Raw genomic sequence first — 16,067 nt, 5'->3', positions numbered from 1 at the left:
TGCGCGAAAATCCGCACCCTGTTAGCTCTCTATAGCTGTACAAGGAAAATAGTGTGGATATCGTCATCAACAACTGCTTTTTAGCGCTGAACGATTCTCCACTAACCCCCGCCGTTATCGCTTTTACTACCGCACTGCGGCCGGTATATCTCACGATCTCTCTATTTATTATGGCGGTACTCTGGTCCTGCTTGCCGAGGCTAAAAAGTCCGCTTCGGGTCATATTTGCCTTGCCTATTTCGGTCGCGCTCGCCAGTCTGAGTGCAGAAGGTATCAAGATGATTATTGCCCGACCCCGCCCCGATATCGCCGGCCACCTTGTGGAAGTCACTAGCTTTGCCTTCCCTTCCGGACACGCTACGGCAATCACTGCCTGCGCGAGTATGGCCACAATAATATGGGGCTGGAAAAAGACGTGGTGGACTTATATCGTGGCGATTGCCGTGTATATATCAAGGCTCTATACCGGGGTGCACTGGATGAGCGATATTATTGGCGGTATTATCCTAGGGCTCATCATTAGCGCCTTGATCGCACGCCTACTGGGAATTTCTCGTCTGTCTTCGCGCCCCGAAAAACACTCCGAGGAATAATATTTTGAAGGTATGTACCCAATAGCTGCTTATAACGTGTCCCAGTATAGATATAAGTAAAAGCGCTGACCCTTCAGCGTTTATTGGTGCTAAATCGCGAGCCCGAACTGACCATTTCAGGCGATTTCTCCGCGCATTCGTGAGCTGATTAGCGCAACTGAGCGTGGCTATCTCCGCGAGGCTGGGGCGAAGCGACTACCCTTAAGTGGCGGAACTATACCCCTTGAGCACCACCCTGGGGCGGAAACGAAAGGTTTTTGAGCAATGAAGGACAACCAGCTGCAACGCTTCCTGCTTCCCCACATCGGGGAGCCTAGCGATGTGCGCAAGCTTTATATCTTAGAACACGAGGATAATCTCGAGAAGCCTCGATGGCATGATCGCAGCTCACTGACTATTCCAGCCGCCAGCGAACTTAGCTTCCTCACTTATTTCAACGCCTTCCCCGCCTCGTACTGGCGCCGATGGTCACAGCTCGACACCGTCATTTTGAAAGTGGATATCACCGGCACTGCCCGAATTAATATCTACCGCTCAAAGCCCGACGGAACCCGGCTGAGCATCAGCAATAAGCTCGTAACCGATGATGTCGCGGAATTCGAACTCTCTCTCGCGCCCTTCGAAGTTGGCGGTTGGCTATGGTGGGATATCACTACCGATACCGACGTCACCATTAATGAGGCAGGCTGGTACGCTCCGCATGCGCCACGCGCCCAAATTCTCCCCGACGGCACCACTGTTGGCCCCTTCGAAGCCCGCGTCACTGTCGGTATTCCTACTTTTAACCGCCCCACCGACGCTGTCGCAGCTCTACAGGCTTTGGCTAGTGATGCAGAGGTTGATGGTGTGATCGATGCGGTCATCATGCCCGACCAAGGTACCAAGCACCCAGCGGATGAACCAGGCTATCAGGATGCGGTGGAGCACTTCGGTGACCGCTTCTTCGAATTCCGCCAGGGAAACCTCGGCGGATCAGGCGGATATTCCCGCATTATGTACGAAGCCCTCGGCGACGGCGCGGCAGGGGCAAAAAAATCCCCCTATATCCTCTATATGGACGATGATATCGCCATCGAACCTGACTCAATCCTTCGTGCCCTGCAAGCAGCCCGCTATGCTAAGCGCCCTATTCTCGTAGGCGGGCAAATGCTCAATTTGCAGGAACGTAGCCACTTGCACTCTATGGGTGAGGTGATCGACCGTAGCACCTTCATGTGGACTAAAGCCCCCCACGTGCACTACGACCACAATTTCGACGAGCACCCGCTTAGTGATCGCGGAGCCGTTGATGATAAGCCCGATGCTCAGCATTCACGTGACCTGCACCGCCGGATCGACGTGGACTATAACGGCTGGTGGATGTGCATGATTCCGAGGCTAGTAGCCGAGGAGATCGGGCAGCCGCTGCCGCTCTTTATCAAGTGGGATGACGCCGAATACGGCCTGCGCGCCGGGCGCCATGGTTTCCCTACTGCTACCTGGCCTGGTATCGCTATCTGGCATATGGCATGGAGTGATAAGGACGACGCCATTGACTGGCAAGCCTATTTCCACCTACGAAATCGACTGATTGTGGCGGCGCTCAACCATGATGGCCCAATCGATGGGCTCCTGCGTAGTATGCATAAGGCACTGGTCAAACACCTTCTGTGCCTTGAGTATTCCACCGCAGCGATCCAAATCGAAGCTATCGATGATTTCCTTGCTGGCCCTGATCAGCTTTTCGATATTTTGGAAACATCGCTACCGCGCATAGCAAAAATCCGCAAGGAATACCCCGATGCGGTCATTTTAGACTCCGCCACGGATTTCCCCACCCCAACGGGAGCACCTGGGGTACCGGTTAAGGATATCGGCGGGCGCTTGGCACCGCTGAAAAAATCGGTGTGGCTACTAAAAGGGCTCAAACATTCCCTTCGTCCCGCAGATCGCCAACATCACGAGATTCCACAGGCCAATTTTGCGCCCATAGAGGCACGGTGGTTTAGTCTCTCGCGTGTCGATGGCGCCACCGTTGCCACGGCGGATGGACGCGGTGTGGCATACCGCAAGCGCGATCTCGACATGGCCAAACATTTATATAAGCAGTCACGGGAACGACATAAACTAGTTCGGGAACGTTTTGAGCACTTGCGCGCCGCCTATCGCGCCGCCTATCCCGACCTGATTAGCCGCGAAGCATGGAGCAAGGTATTCGATCATGACTGAAAATGACATCTTGGTGCAGATCCAACGCACCGTCGGTTATCCAATAACGCTGCGCATAGCCCGTGCCCTATCCCACTTTGGGGAGCATGCCTTGGGGTGGATGGGAATTGGTGCGCTGGCTGCACTGTGGGATAAACACCGTCGTCCGCAGTGGCTGCGACTTATTGCAGCATCCTTCATAAGCCACGCATTATCGGTGATCATTAAGAGGATTGTCAGACGTCAACGCCCCCATGATCCCCGCATCACTATTGGGGTAAAAACTCCCAGCTCTTTGAGTTTCCCGAGTTCCCACGCCACCAGCACCACGGCCTTTTTCACCAGCCTATCGGCTATTGTGAAAAGCCGTGTGCCTTTGATTGGGGTCCCCGTGATGATGTTCTCACGGATGCTTTTAGGGGTACACTACCCCTCTGATGTATTAACAGGTGCGCTCGTGGGGTGGGCAACTAGTCGAGCGCTTGGTCATTCCCGGAAGGCTTAATGAGTAATGTCGAATGAATCCCTCATCGGATCTGAGCCACACACTCGAGGCTTAGAAGATAATAGGAAGCTGCATCCGCCTAAGAACCTTCCTGATGCCATGATTAAGGGGCTGCGGCCCAAGCAGTGGGTTAAAAATGTTTTAGTTCTAGCAGCTCCGATGGCAGCTGGTGCTGAAGCCCTGCTGCAGCCGCGTATCCTCACCGATATCGCAGTTGCTTTCCTAGCCTTCTGCATGGCGGCATCCGCCATTTATCTCATCAATGATGCTAAGGACGTCGAGGCTGATCGCCAGCATCCCACTAAGCGCTATCGCCCTATTGCGGCGGGAGTACTTCCCGTGGGCCTCGCCTTTTTTATGGCCGTGGCCTTTATCATCGGCGCTATTGTACTGAGTTATTTCTTCGCCAGCTCAGGCAGGAGTTTGGCCATCGTTATGACGGTGTATATAGCTCTACAGTTGGGTTATTGCTTTGGGTGGAAACATCAGCCGGTTATCGATATTGCCTTGGTCTCCTCTGGTTTTATGTTGCGAGCTATGGCTGGTGGCGTGGCGGCCGGCATTGATTTATCGCAGTGGTTCCTCTTGGTTGCAGCTTTTGGATCTCTCTTTATGGCCTCCGGAAAGCGATATGCTGAAATCCTCCTGGCACAAGAATCAGGGGCTAAGATCCGCAAGGCTCTTGAAGGCTATACGCCCACGTACCTGCGTTTTGTGTGGACTCTAGCGGCTACTGCCGTGGTGATGAGCTATGCACTCTGGGGTTTTGAGATGGCTCGGCTTTCAAGCCCAGTGGCTGGGGTCTGGTACCAAATTTCGATGGTACCCTTCACCGTTGCTATCTTGCGTTATGCTGCCGATGTTGACCGTGGCGATGGTGGCGCCCCAGATGAGTTGGCACTGACGGATCGCACTTTGCAAGTACTCGCCGTGTTGTGGGTGACCAGCGTAGTAATAGCGGTTTATCTCGTTTAAAATTCCCAACATAAACCAAGGTGGGGGTGGCCTTTGCTGCGTGAAGGGCAGGAAAACTACCCGTGCTTTACCAATCTGTTATAAAGTCTTTGCTGTAGCGTGTCGTGCCTATAATAAGCGCTAAATATAGTAGGTGCCTTTGTATTCCGTCATGAGGCGGGTACCATGATGTCGCGCCAAGGTATAGGAATTGGACAAGGAGAAGCATGAAGGTTTTCGCCCAAGCTCTACGAAAGGCTCAAGCCACAGTGACAGCAGTGGTCACCGCTGGTGCCCTTATGGTCGCTGGACAGGGAGTGGCGGAGGCTGCCAATCGTGACTGGCTGCGCGCTGATGCCACCGGGACTTGCGAATGGGACCAAGTAGGAAACTGGGTACAGCGCTGTGATGTGTGGTCACCCGCTAATAACCGAACCATTACTGTTCAGATCCAGCCTGCACAACGTGGGGGCAATGCTGGTCTCTACCTTCTTGATGGCGCCCGTGCGAGTGAACGAGCTAGTGCATGGACGACCTCAGCTAATGCTCCTGCCACATATGCGCCACATAATATCACCCTCGTCATGCCCGTCGGTGGCGCTGGATCTTTTTATATGGACTGGTTGGGGCCAGCCTTCTACAACGGACAAGGCTACCACTTCAAGTGGGAAACATTCCTTACTCAAGAGCTTCCCGTTTACCTTGAGCAAAATTTTGGCGTCGCGCGCAATAATAACGCAATTGCAGGTCTCTCCATGGGCGGCACCGCTGCGCTCAATCTCGCGGCCCGCCACCCCAATCAATTCCGACAGACCTTGAGTTGGTCGGGCTACCCATCCATGACCCTGCCTGGGATGCACTCCCTCCTGCGGTTGGCACTCGTTGAATTGGGCGGCTTTAATATCAACGCCATGTACGGTTTCTTCTTTAGCCCAGAACGCTTTTCAAATGACCCGCTGTGGAATATGAGCGGTCTGCGCAATACCGATATCTATATCTCTGCGGCCACCGGATTCTGGTCAGGCTATGACGGCCCAGGGATTAAATTTGGGGACCGGATCGTCGGCTCCGTACTCGAAGGTGTCTCGCTGTACTCCACCTCGGTATGGGAGGTTAAGGCACGTGCTGAGGGCTTGCGTGTAACGGTAGATTATCCGCCGGCAGGTATTCACAGCTGGGAACAATGGATCTCGCAGCTAGAGAAGACGAAGCCGCGAATTCTAGATTATATGAACGCTTGGTAGGAACCATTCCGCCGTAAGAACAACCCCGTTGCCGCACAGGCCGCGGGGTTTTTTATTGCGGTGCCCTGGTCATGTAACGATGTGAGCGTTGTTAGCTATGTTAAAGGTGAAAACAAAATAAACAGCTGTAAATCGGTGTGTCTCAACCCTAACTCTCAAGTTCAACTTAAACTTGAGCATAGTCTTGTGCCACAGTGGAGCTATACCCCACATATAGCTATACCGTGGGATAGGTGGGAAAAGCAGCAGCGCTTGAGCACCTGGAGTACCTAAAAAATCGCTAACACAAAAAGGAACCTATTATGCGCGACACCGCATCCCGTTCGACTCGACGTACCCGTTGGATTAGTACGCTCCCTGTAGTCATCGGCCTCGGATTAGTGGGAGTTATCCCCGCTACCACCATGGCCCAATCTTCGGGATCTTCGAATTTCTTTCCCGGCCTCACGGATTACCTCGATCCAAACTCCCAGGAACGCACCCCCATACGCGTGGATGAAAACCCCAATATCCAGGGCCTACCCGCCGGAGTTGAAGTTGAGCGCGTGAACTGGATTAGCGATCGCCGTATACAACTGTATATCCGCTCCGCCGTGATGCCAGGTGCGCCAGTGAAAGTTCAAATCCTGTTAGCGCGCGATTGGCACTCGAATCCCACGCGTACCTTCCCTGAAGTATGGGCCCTCGACGGTTTGCGCGCCACAGATATTGAGAATGGCTGGACCTCCGAGACTAATATCGAACAGCTCTTTGCCGATAAGAATGTCAACGTTATTCTGCCAATCGGTGGCGAGTCTTCGTTCTACTCGGACTGGCAGCGTGAAAATAACGGCAAGCACTATATGTGGGAGTCCTTCCTCACCCAAGAGCTCGTACCCATCCTGCGTAATGGCTACCGCTCCAATGAGGAGCGCGCGATCTTCGGCCTTTCTATGGGCGGCACCGCCGCTATTAACCTAGCTGAACGCCACCCTCAGCTCTTTAAATTCGTTGGCTCGTTCTCTGGTTACCTCGATATGACCAGCGTTGGTATGCCAGCTGCCGTCAAGGCTGCCCTTCAAGACGGTGGCGGCTACGATGCGGAGGCTATGTGGGGCCCTGAAGGTTCTCAAGATTGGATTGATCACGATCCGAAACTCGGTATTGAATCCCTTAAAGGCAAAACCGTATATGTATCAGCCGGCTCTGGTCGCGATGATTTCGGTGAGCCAGATTCCGTAGCCAAGCATGGGGCCAATTCCGCTGGAATTGGTCTGGAAGTAATCTCCCGGATGACCACCCAGACCTTCGTCGACTACGCTAAGCGTGCGCAGGTTGAGGTCATTTCCGTCTTCCGCCCCACCGGCGTACATGCTTGGCCGTACTGGCAGTACGAACTGGGACAAGCATGGCCGCATATGGCAAAAGCGTTGAATATCTCCAAGGAAGACCGCGGCGCTGATTGCACCGCTATCGGCGCCATTGCTGAAGCCACACGCTCTGGAATAATTGGTAACTGCGTCAACAACGAATACGATGTACCCGGTGGTAAGGCTGAAGACTTCACTAGGGGTCGTGCCTACTGGTCTCCGGAGCATGGAGCCTTCGCTCTCTATGGCCGTATCGGTGCTCTCTATACCGAAATGGGCGGTCCCGCTAGCTGGTTGGGCTTCCCCTTAAGCACCGAGCGTGAATTGGTACGGGGTGGCCGCTACGTAGCTTTCGAGCATGGCAATATCTACTGGACTCCAGCACTGGGTGCCGTGGCCGTGCCTAAGGATATTGTGGATAAGTGGGGTGAGTTGCAGTGGGAAAATGGCACACTCGGGTACCCAGTTTCTGCAGCTGAGAAGATCGGCGACGGCTTCGTGCAGCAGTTTGAAGGTGGCTATGTAGTCCGTACTCCCGATAACAAAAATTTCCATGTTCGAGGAGCGATCGCTGCGAAGTACCGAGCCATCAATACCGCGACCAGCAATCTGGGATTCCCTACAACGGATGAAATCGCCATCAATGGTGGTGCCTTCCAACGCTTCGAGCGGGGCAATATTTACTGGTCACCTGCAACTGATGCACACGTGATTAACTACGGTGATATCTTTGACGCATGGGCTAAGAAAAATTGGGAGCAGGGCGAATTTGGCTTCCCAACCCAAGATCATGCCCTAATTCCAGCGGGCGGCGAGATCGTTCACTTCGAACGTGGCACCATTTCTCAAATCAATGGTCTCATCGTTGAGGAGAAGAAATAGTGTATAAGGCTATGCCCTGCGCACTGCTGGTGGCACTGGGATTTTTAGCTGGGTGCTCGAGTTCCAGTGTCACTGAGGAGCCCACTGAGATGACCGTAGCGCCGCTCACTCGGGCCGCCCAAATGTCGAAAACGCCTAGTGCATCTGCACGCGCAGAACCGAGCACGAGCATCGATCTCAGCGTTCCACCTTTGAAGAACCCGCCCGCGCGTTCGGCTGGTGATCAGGCCGCCCGAGAAGTCAGTGACGTGCCCACCCCAGGGCTATCCCTGACTGAACAAGATCGGGAATTTCTCAAAGCTTTGGAATTAGCGGGGATCACGGTCACAGGTGCAGAGAATCAAATGATCGGCGTTGCGCAGGTCGTTTGTGCCAATAACTTTGCTGCCGCTACCCCTGCTGTGGCCGGTCAGCTCATCGAGCAAGGCCGCTCCACCCTGGCGGTGGAGCAGATAACTACGGTTATTGAGCAGGCAGCACGCCAGAGTTATTGCTAAATCTAGATTGAAGGCAGTATGAAAAAGTTTTTCACCGCGGTAGTAGCACTCATTGTTATTGGGATTATTATCGCGGGGGTCGTGGGTTGGCTGCGTAGCACCGATAATATTCCAGGTGCACCAGATTCGAATCAAGCGGGTCCAACGCAACCTGAATGGTGCCCACGGGTGGAGGTCATCGCAGCTCCGGGGACGTGGGAATCTGCGAGCGTCGATGATCCCCTTAACCCGATGGCCAACCCCAATTCTTTGATGCTGACCATTACTAATCCTCTCAAGCAGCGCTACCCTCATGGGGATATAAAGATATGGACCTTGCCGTATACTGCGCAGTTTCGCAATATCAACGCCCAACAGGAAATGAGCTACGACGATTCTCGCAATGAGGGGATGGCCACCCTTAAGCGAGAAATCAATGAGACACACCGCGAATGTCCGCTGACAGAATTTATTCTCACTGGCTTTTCTCAAGGCGCTGTGATTATGGGTGATCTTGCCAATGAAATTGGAGTGCATGAAACTCCTATTCCCTCCCACGTGGTCAGGGGTGTCGCCCTGATCGCTGATGGTCGCCGACAGCCGGGTGTGGGCCAGGCTGTGGGCACACCCGTGGGTGGGGTAGGGGCCGAGATTTCGCTGGCACCGTTGAATCTAGTAGTTCAACCCATTGTTCCTGGCGCAACCATGCGTGGCCCGCGCACCGGCGGCTTCGGAGTTCTTAATGATCGGGTCTTTGATATTTGTGCTCCTGATGACACTATCTGCGATGCTCCGCAGAATGTGAGCGATGCTTTCGGCCGCGCTTTTGATCTCATTGAAGCCAATGGTATTCATGCTCAATACGCCACGAATCCGAATGTCGTTCCAGGCACCACCGCACCGAGCTGGGTTGTGGAATGGGCTAGTGATTTGATTAATCGCGGATAAGCGGCCCTATAGGGTGTAAAATAATTTTTTTCGCAAAAGTAATAATCTTCTGGTTAGTACCGATCAACTAAGGGACACTGCCTTGTGGGTTCTTGCACTAGAGGGTGAAGCTTCGCGCGACAGCACTGATATGAAGGAGAATAATGGATCTTAATAAAGTAATTGGCCAATTTTTCAACGAGAAGCACGAGATTACCTTACCGCCGGAGATTACCCTCGCAGGGATGTGCGAGATGATGTTCCAGACGGAAAAAATGGCTGGAACTACCGATCGCATCGTGCTGAAATTTTGGGATTACTCTGAACGTCGTGACGGGCAGCTCAAGGAATACAGTCGCGCGGAGGTCAATACTCGGATTAAGGCCGTTGCCGCTCGCTTGCAGCAGGTGGGCTCCATCGGTGATCGCGTGATGATCCTTGCTAATAACTCTCCAGAGTATTTATTTTCCATGCTAGGGGCCATGTACGCTGGAATGGTTCCCATTCCGCTTTATGATCCCAATGAGCCAGGTCACGCTGAACATCTTGCGGCCGTTATCGGCGATTCACAACCGTCTGCGGTACTAACTAATAAGGCATCTGCTCGCTCCGTGCGGGCATTCTTCGCTGATCGTCCAGGCCATGAGCGCCCCCGCATTCTACTCGTTGATGCTGTGCCCGATAGTTTGGCGGCCAGTTTTAGCAATCCGCTTACCTCCCCTGAGGCTGCGCGCATGCTTGCCACCCTACAAAAAGCTCCGGTCGATTTGCCCGCCTTTTTGCAATATACCTCGGGCTCTACACGCACTCCAGCTGGTGTTATGCTCACCAATCGCTCGATCCTGACCAATGTGTTGCAAATTTTTACCGCGGCTCAGCTTAAAACCCCTCTGACCTTAGTCTCTTGGTTGCCGTTGCACCATGATATGGGCATCATTCTGGCAACCTTTGTCACCATTCTAGGACTCGATTTTGAGTTAATGGCGCCGCGTGATTTCATTCAGCAGCCTTCACGTTGGGTCCAGCTCCTTGATAAACGGGAGTCGGGTACCCATATCTACACCGTTGTCCCCAACTTCGCTCTTGAATTGGCGGCCCGTTTTGCCAAGCCTGAAGCTGGACACGAGCTCGATCTTTCTACAGTTGATGGACTAATCGTGGGTTCGGAGCCAGTAACTGAGAAGGCAGTGGAAATCTTCCTTCAAACTTTCGAGGAATACGGGCTGAAAAAGTCAGCGCTGCGCCCTTCATACGGACTGGCGGAAGCGTCGCTTTTGGTTACCACCCCGCAAACGGAAAGTCGACCACTGATTAGCCACTTTGATCGCGATAAGCTGGCTCAGGGTCTCGCCGAGATCGTGGAGCGCAGTGATCGGTCCGTCGCCTTCACGTCCAGTGGGCAGGCGGTGCGCCCGCAGTACCTCACGATTGTTGATCCTGAGACCCGTGCCGAGCTCGGAGATTCCCATATAGGTGAACTATGGTGCCATGGCGATAATATGGCTGCCGGCTATCTTGATCGCCCCGAAGAAACCATGGCGACCTTCCGCAATACCTTAGGTCAGCGCCTTGTTGAGGGATCTCGGGTTGTCGGGGCGCCTGATGATGATCGATGGATGGCTACTGGGGACCTCGCCACCATTATCAACGGCGAAGTCTATATCACCGGCCGACTCAAGGATCTCATCATCGTCGCAGGCAGGAATCACTATCCTCAAGATATTGAATATACCGTTGAGCATGCCAGCTCTCAGGTGCGCCCTACCGCAGTTGCCGCATTCGCCACTACAGGTGAGGATGTAGAAAAGCTCATTATTCTCGCCGAGCGAGATCTCGATGCCGATCCTGCGTATGACGCCCACGCTATTGCGGCTATTAGACAAGCTGTAACCGATGCTCATGGAGTAGTTCCGGCGGATATTCAGATCCTGAATCCAGATGAAATTGCGCGCTCGTCTGCCGGTAAGATTGCCCGCCGGGTGAATAAAAAGCGCTACGAGAATTCCTAAATCCTCCGCAGTTTCCTCAAGACCCCACGATGATGGGTAGTGATCGTGGGGTCTTGAGGTGTGAAACAGCTATTAAACAATATGCGATATAAAATAGAGCGATTGGGCGCTGTCCTAAGGTGGCGTCCCAGTGTGAGCGAAAAGACGAGACAAAGGGTAGATTTTGACTAATCAACATGGTGCTGACGGTACGATTAGTGAACCGATGAGCGTGGACAAACTCAGCGTTTGGTTGCGTGATTGGATTATGCGCACGACGGGGTTACCTGAAGAGGAGATCTCTGATACCCAATCGATGCAATCCTTCGGATTGTCCTCGCGCGATGTGGTCATTCTCTCCGGCGAGCTAGAAAATCTCCTCGATGTACCACTTGATGCAACCATCGCTTATGAATATCCCACGATCTCGGCCCTAGCACAGCGTCTGATCAATGGCCCCCGCACTGACGAGCGCCCCTCCTCTAAGTCCCGAACCACCGCCATTATCCAAGAGCCTGCCACTCACGATATTGCCATTGTGGGATTAGCAGGGCGTTACCCTGGGGCTGAGAATGCGCAGCAGATGTGGGATCTCTTCCTCGAAGGCCGCGACGGAATCGGTCCACTGCCGGTAGGCCGCTGGTCAGAGTACGCGGCTGATAAGCATACTACCGAGCTCATCGAGAATATCGATATGACTGGTGGCTACCTCGACGATATTGCCTCGTTTGACGCTGAATTTTTCGGGCTATCCCCCCTGGAAGCCGCTAATGTTGATCCGCAGCAGCGCATCATCCTAGAGCTGACATGGGAGGCTCTGGAAAACGCTCATATCCCGCCGTCATCGCTCAAAGGCAGCCCAGTGGGCGTGTATATGGGCTCAACGAACAACGATTACGGCATGCTCATTGCTGCCGATCCTGCAGAGTCACACCCCTATGCGCTTACAGGAACCTCGAGTTCGATCATTCCGAACCGCGTATCTTTTGCCTTCGATTTCCGCGGACCTTCTATTAGTACTGATACTGCTTGCTCCTCGTCCTTAGTAGCTATCCATCAGGCTGTGCGCGATCTCCGTGAGGGAGCCTGTGATATGGCGATTGCCGGTGGTGTTAATATTCTGGCGGCGCCTTTTGCCTCTACCGCCTTTGGGCAGCTCGGGGTATTTAGCCCAACAGGCAAGATTCACGCCTTCTCTGATGATGCCGATGGCCTAGTGCGTGCCGATGGCGCTGGCGTTGTGGTGCTCAAGCGAGTAGCCGATGCAATCAAAGATCGTGACAAAATCGTTGCCGTGATTAAGGGCTCCGCCGTGAATTCGGATGGACACTCCAATGGTTTGACCGCCCCCAATCCCGATGCTCAGATAGATGTCTTAGAACGCGCCTATGCTGATGCTGGGATTGATCCCCGGGAGGTGGACTATATTGAAGCCCACGGGACGGGCACGATCTTAGGTGATCCCATTGAAGCCACCGCTATTGGCACCGTTTTAGGTTCTGGGCGCGATCCGCATAACCCGACCCTTTTGGGGTCTGCCAAAACCAATTTTGGCCATACCGAAGCCGCTGCGGGCGCTGCCGGTGTGATCAAGGTGGCGCTGGCAATGGAGCATGATATCCTGCCGCCGTCGCTGAATTTTTCTGCCCCGAACCGCTACGTTGACTTCGAGCGGGAACATCTCGAAGTGGTAGAAGACCCTCGCGAATGGCCTGAGTATTCAGGCCGTAAACTCGCTGGTATTTCCGGCTTCGGCTTTGGCGGAACCAATGCTCATATCGTGGTCTCGTCCTTTGAGGCGAGCGATTATCAACTCAGTGAGAGTCCGCGGGAACCAGAACTCCTTGGCGCCCCAGCGCTACTGCCGGTGTCGGGTTTATTACCGTCGCGGCGTCGGCAAGCGGCAGCCTCGGTTAGGGACTATCTGCAACAGCATCCCAAAACCGATCTCATAAAGTTCGCACGCTCCCTAGCAGGTCGCAATCATGGTCGCTCCCGCGCCGTGGTGAGCGCTCGTACATATGATGAGGCGATCAAGCGGCTGGGTGTGGTTGCGGACGGCAAGATTACCCAGCATGTGTGTGCTCAAGATGCCCCCGATACCCAGGGTCCCGTTTTCATCTACTCGGGCTTTGGGTCCCAGCACCGCAAGATGGCCAAAGACCTAATGGCAATCGCACCTTCATTTAAAGCGCGCTTAGCGGAATTAGACGAGGTGGTGCGTTTTGAATCAGGCTGGTCGATCCTCGATATTGTCGCCGACGATTCCCAAACCTACGATACCGAAACCGCCCAGGTTGCGATTACGGCCATCCAGATCGCTCTCACCGACTATCTGAGCGCACTCGGTGCCCGCCCGCGCGCTGTGGTGGGGATGTCGATGGGTGAAATCGCTGCCGCCTATGCCTGTGGCGGCTTGAGCGCTAACGATGCCATGCTCATTGCCTGCCATCGTTCGCGGCTCATGGGTGAAGGGGAAAAATCCCTCAGCGAAGAAGACTATGGCGCAATGGCAGTTGTTGATTATAGTGCTGAGGAGATTGCGCAGCTTGGCGCTGAGCATCCTGAGTTCGCGGCAATTGAGCCGGCCGTCTACGCCGCTCCCGGCATGAATACTATTGGCGGGCCGCGAGATGCCGTTATCAAGCTGGTAGATTTGCGCCAAAAGGAAGGGAAATTCGCCCGATTACTCAACGTTAATGCTGCAGGTCACACCAGCGCCGTCGATCCTATCCTGGGGGAACTGGCTGCGGAAATATCAGCGATTAATCCTCGTCCACTCACAATTCCCCTTTTCAGTTCTGTGGAACGCGGAGAGGTCTTTGAAGCAGGTCAGATCGTCCACGACGCTGATTATTTCGTGCGCTGCACTCGGCAACCGGTGTATTTCCAAGCAGCGTGCGAGCAGGCTTTTGCCCACGGACATCGCATGCTGGTTGAGATTTCCCCGCACCCAGTTGCGGCTATCCCACTGATGAATACTGCCTTTAGTGTGAATAAGCCAGATGCACAGCTTTTGTTCTGCTTGAAGCGCAAGGAAGATCCAGTGCTCACGCTCAGCGATCTTCTGGCTAAACTGTACGCAGCCGGTGCGCCAATCGATTTCCGTGCGCTGTACGGGGATGGCCCGCTGATACCAGCTCCGGGCATGCCGTGGAAGAAACAACGGTATTGGACCACTGCTCGCCCTGCCTCCTCTGCTGGGGGAAGTTTATTAGGCGAGATGGTTTTCCTCCCTGGAAACCAGTACGCTTATCGAGTACAAGCGGATGCAGTAGCGTCGCCGACTATGGTCATCGACGCAGTGATCTCAGAACTGGCACCCCAGTCAGTGATGACTGCGGCGAGTGAAAAGAAAACACTGCCGCCCTCCGGTGAACTCACCGTGGTTGCCGCCCGTACCTTGGGTGGACTGGCGATCACTCTATATGAAGTCGCTGGTGACTCTCTGACGGTCTTAGCGGAAGCCTTTGCTGCGGAGCAGGGAGAAACAGCACACCTTGATGGCCCCGCCTTGGCTATGTCCTCGGGGGAGAGTCTGCCTGAAATGGCCCATGCTGATCTCCGCTGGGACCCTACAAGTGGCGAGACCGTTGAAGATCGCATGCGCGTTATTGTCAGTGAAGCAATGGGCTACGATGTGGAAGATTTGCCCAAAGAATTACCGCTGATAGACTTGGGCCTCGATTCACTGATGGGAATGCGGATTAAAAATCGCATTGAATATGATTTTAATATCCCCGAGCTGCAGGTCCAGGCGCTCCGCGATGCCTCCGTTGCTGATGCGGTGGCCTTGGTCGAAGAATTAGTCAGTGGACGCGAAAGAGAATCTGCCCCCGTACAGGTCAACCCTGAACCACAAGGTGGCGACCGCGGCGTAGGCGTAGCCCCGCGTGATGCGTCCGAGCGTCTCGTCTTCGCCACGTGGGCGAGTGTTGTCGGTCAAGCTGCAACGGGTGTGACCAATGCGTTGCCAACAATTACTTCTGAGCAAGCTAATCAGATCGCAGAGCGGTTGAGAGAACGATCTGGGGCAAAGATGAGCGCTGCCGATATACTGGCGGCGGATAATCTTGAAACCATTGCCAATATGGTGCGCGATAGCTTTGAAACGGACGTCGAGGGCAATATCCGAGTATTGCGGGCGCGACCTGAAGGTTCGCTCAAGCCCGCTGTCTTTATGTTCCACCCAGCGGGTGGCTCATCAGTGGTTTATCAACCTCTAATGCGCCGCCTGCCTGAGGATATTCCCGTGTACGGAGTAGAGCGACTTGAAGGGTCCTTGGAGGAGCGCGCCGCTGCCTACCTTGATGAGATTAAGCGGTACTCCGATGGTCTGCCCATTATCCTCGGTGGTTGGAGCTTCGGTGGCGCAATAGCTTATGAGGTTGCACACCAGCTGGAGGGAAGCGATATAGAGATCGCAACGATCGCCCTTTTAGATACAGTGCAGCCAGCACATCCAGTTCCGGACAACAAAGAAGAGACCAAGAAGCGTTGGCAGCGCTACCAAGCATTTGCCAAGAAGACCTATGGCTTGGACTTCCCCGTGCCTTTTGACCTTTTAGAGAGCGCTGGTGAAGATGCCCTCCTTGCTATGATGGCGGAATTCTTGAGCACTACTGATGCCTCTGAGCATGGACTATCTGCGGGAGTCTTGGAGCACCAGCGGGCTTCCTTTGTTGATAATCGCATTCTGGACAAGCTTGATATGACCAGATGGGCTGATGTTGAGGTGCCGGTGATTCTCTTCCGCGCAGAGCGGATGCACGAGGGAGCTATTGAATTAGAGCCAGCGTATAAAGATATTGCCTATGATGGCGGCTGGTCAGCAATTGTAAACGATCTAGAAATCGTGCAATTGCAGGGAGATCACCTAGCGGTTGTTGATGAACCCGAGATTGCTAAAGTTGGATTAGCGCTATCGCAACGGATTGCGCATATCTCCCAGAGCTAGCCACA

The 16,067-nt window shown here is 53.9% G+C and carries 10 protein-coding genes; all 10 read left to right on the top strand.

Features of this window, described 5'->3' with window-relative positions; translation table 11 throughout:
* Window positions 1–53 precede the first annotated feature (53 nt).
* The 10 genes from NXS13_RS06585 (at window position 54) to pks13 (ending at window position 16,062) form a co-directional block, all read left to right on the top strand.
* Entirely contained in the window at window positions 54–593 is a 540-nt protein-coding gene (locus NXS13_RS06585; protein ID WP_259158475.1) for a phosphatase PAP2 family protein, read from the top strand.
* Between the two features lie 264 nt (window positions 594–857).
* Window positions 858–2,801 (top strand): glycosyltransferase, encoded by a 1,944-nt coding sequence (locus NXS13_RS06580; RefSeq protein ID WP_259078569.1) that lies wholly within the window; start codon window positions 858–860, stop codon window positions 2,799–2,801.
* Entirely contained in the window at window positions 2,794–3,285 is a 492-nt protein-coding gene (locus NXS13_RS06575; protein WP_259158474.1) for a phosphatase PAP2 family protein, read from the top strand. Before NXS13_RS06580 ends, NXS13_RS06575 begins: the two co-directional genes overlap by 8 nt.
* A 6-nt stretch (window positions 3,286–3,291) precedes the next feature.
* On the top strand, window positions 3,292–4,260 hold the full coding sequence (locus NXS13_RS06570) for a decaprenyl-phosphate phosphoribosyltransferase (RefSeq protein ID WP_259078573.1): 969 nt from the start codon (window positions 3,292–3,294) through the stop codon (window positions 4,258–4,260).
* Between the two features lie 206 nt (window positions 4,261–4,466).
* A complete protein-coding gene (locus NXS13_RS06565) occupies window positions 4,467–5,483 on the top strand; it encodes an alpha/beta hydrolase family protein (protein ID WP_259078575.1) in 1,017 nt (338 codons plus the stop codon).
* Between the two features lie 302 nt (window positions 5,484–5,785).
* Complete coding sequence (locus tag NXS13_RS06560) at window positions 5,786–7,714, top strand: alpha/beta hydrolase-fold protein (RefSeq protein WP_259078576.1); 1,929 nt, start codon at window positions 5,786–5,788, stop codon at window positions 7,712–7,714.
* Window positions 7,715–7,725: 11 nt separating this feature from the next.
* Window positions 7,726–8,211 (top strand): DUF732 domain-containing protein, encoded by a 486-nt coding sequence (locus NXS13_RS06555; protein ID WP_259078577.1) that lies wholly within the window; start codon window positions 7,726–7,728, stop codon window positions 8,209–8,211.
* Between the two features lie 18 nt (window positions 8,212–8,229).
* The gene (locus tag NXS13_RS06550; RefSeq protein WP_259078579.1) at window positions 8,230–9,138 is read left to right on the top strand and encodes a cutinase family protein; all 909 of its coding nucleotides are present in this window, start codon (window positions 8,230–8,232) and stop codon (window positions 9,136–9,138) included.
* Between the two features lie 143 nt (window positions 9,139–9,281).
* Window positions 9,282–11,126 (top strand): FadD32-like long-chain-fatty-acid--AMP ligase, encoded by a 1,845-nt coding sequence (locus tag NXS13_RS06545; protein ID WP_259289518.1) that lies wholly within the window; start codon window positions 9,282–9,284, stop codon window positions 11,124–11,126.
* Window positions 11,127–11,331: 205 nt separating this feature from the next.
* A complete protein-coding gene (gene pks13 / locus NXS13_RS06540; RefSeq protein WP_259289530.1) occupies window positions 11,332–16,062 on the top strand; it encodes a polyketide synthase Pks13 in 4,731 nt (1,576 codons plus the stop codon).
* The last annotated feature ends 5 nt before the right edge of the window (window positions 16,063–16,067 follow it).

It is taken from the genome of Corynebacterium sp. ES2730-CONJ (assembly GCF_024834055.1).
Lineage (GTDB): Bacteria > Actinomycetota > Actinomycetes > Mycobacteriales > Mycobacteriaceae > Corynebacterium.
This window is presented reverse-complemented; position numbering and strand designations above follow the sequence as displayed.

Bases quoted from the DNA above. Each gene is read 5' to 3' on its own strand.
- NXS13_RS06580 (WP_259078569.1), top strand. From the start codon at position 858: ATGAAGGACAACCAGCTGCAACGCTTCCTGCTTCCCCACATCGGGGAG.
- NXS13_RS06575 (WP_259158474.1), top strand. From the start codon at position 2,794: ATGACTGAAAATGACATCTTGGTGCAGATCCAACGCACCGTCGGTTAT.
- NXS13_RS06570 (WP_259078573.1), top strand. From the start codon at position 3,292: ATGTCGAATGAATCCCTCATCGGATCTGAGCCACACACTCGAGGCTTA.
- NXS13_RS06565 (WP_259078575.1), top strand. From the start codon at position 4,467: ATGAAGGTTTTCGCCCAAGCTCTACGAAAGGCTCAAGCCACAGTGACA.
- NXS13_RS06560 (WP_259078576.1), top strand. From the start codon at position 5,786: ATGCGCGACACCGCATCCCGTTCGACTCGACGTACCCGTTGGATTAGT.
- NXS13_RS06555 (WP_259078577.1), top strand. From the start codon at position 7,726: ATGCCCTGCGCACTGCTGGTGGCACTGGGATTTTTAGCTGGGTGCTCG.
- NXS13_RS06550 (WP_259078579.1), top strand. From the start codon at position 8,230: ATGAAAAAGTTTTTCACCGCGGTAGTAGCACTCATTGTTATTGGGATT.
- NXS13_RS06545 (WP_259289518.1), top strand. From the start codon at position 9,282: ATGGATCTTAATAAAGTAATTGGCCAATTTTTCAACGAGAAGCACGAG.
- pks13 (WP_259289530.1), top strand. From the start codon at position 11,332: ATGAGCGTGGACAAACTCAGCGTTTGGTTGCGTGATTGGATTATGCGC.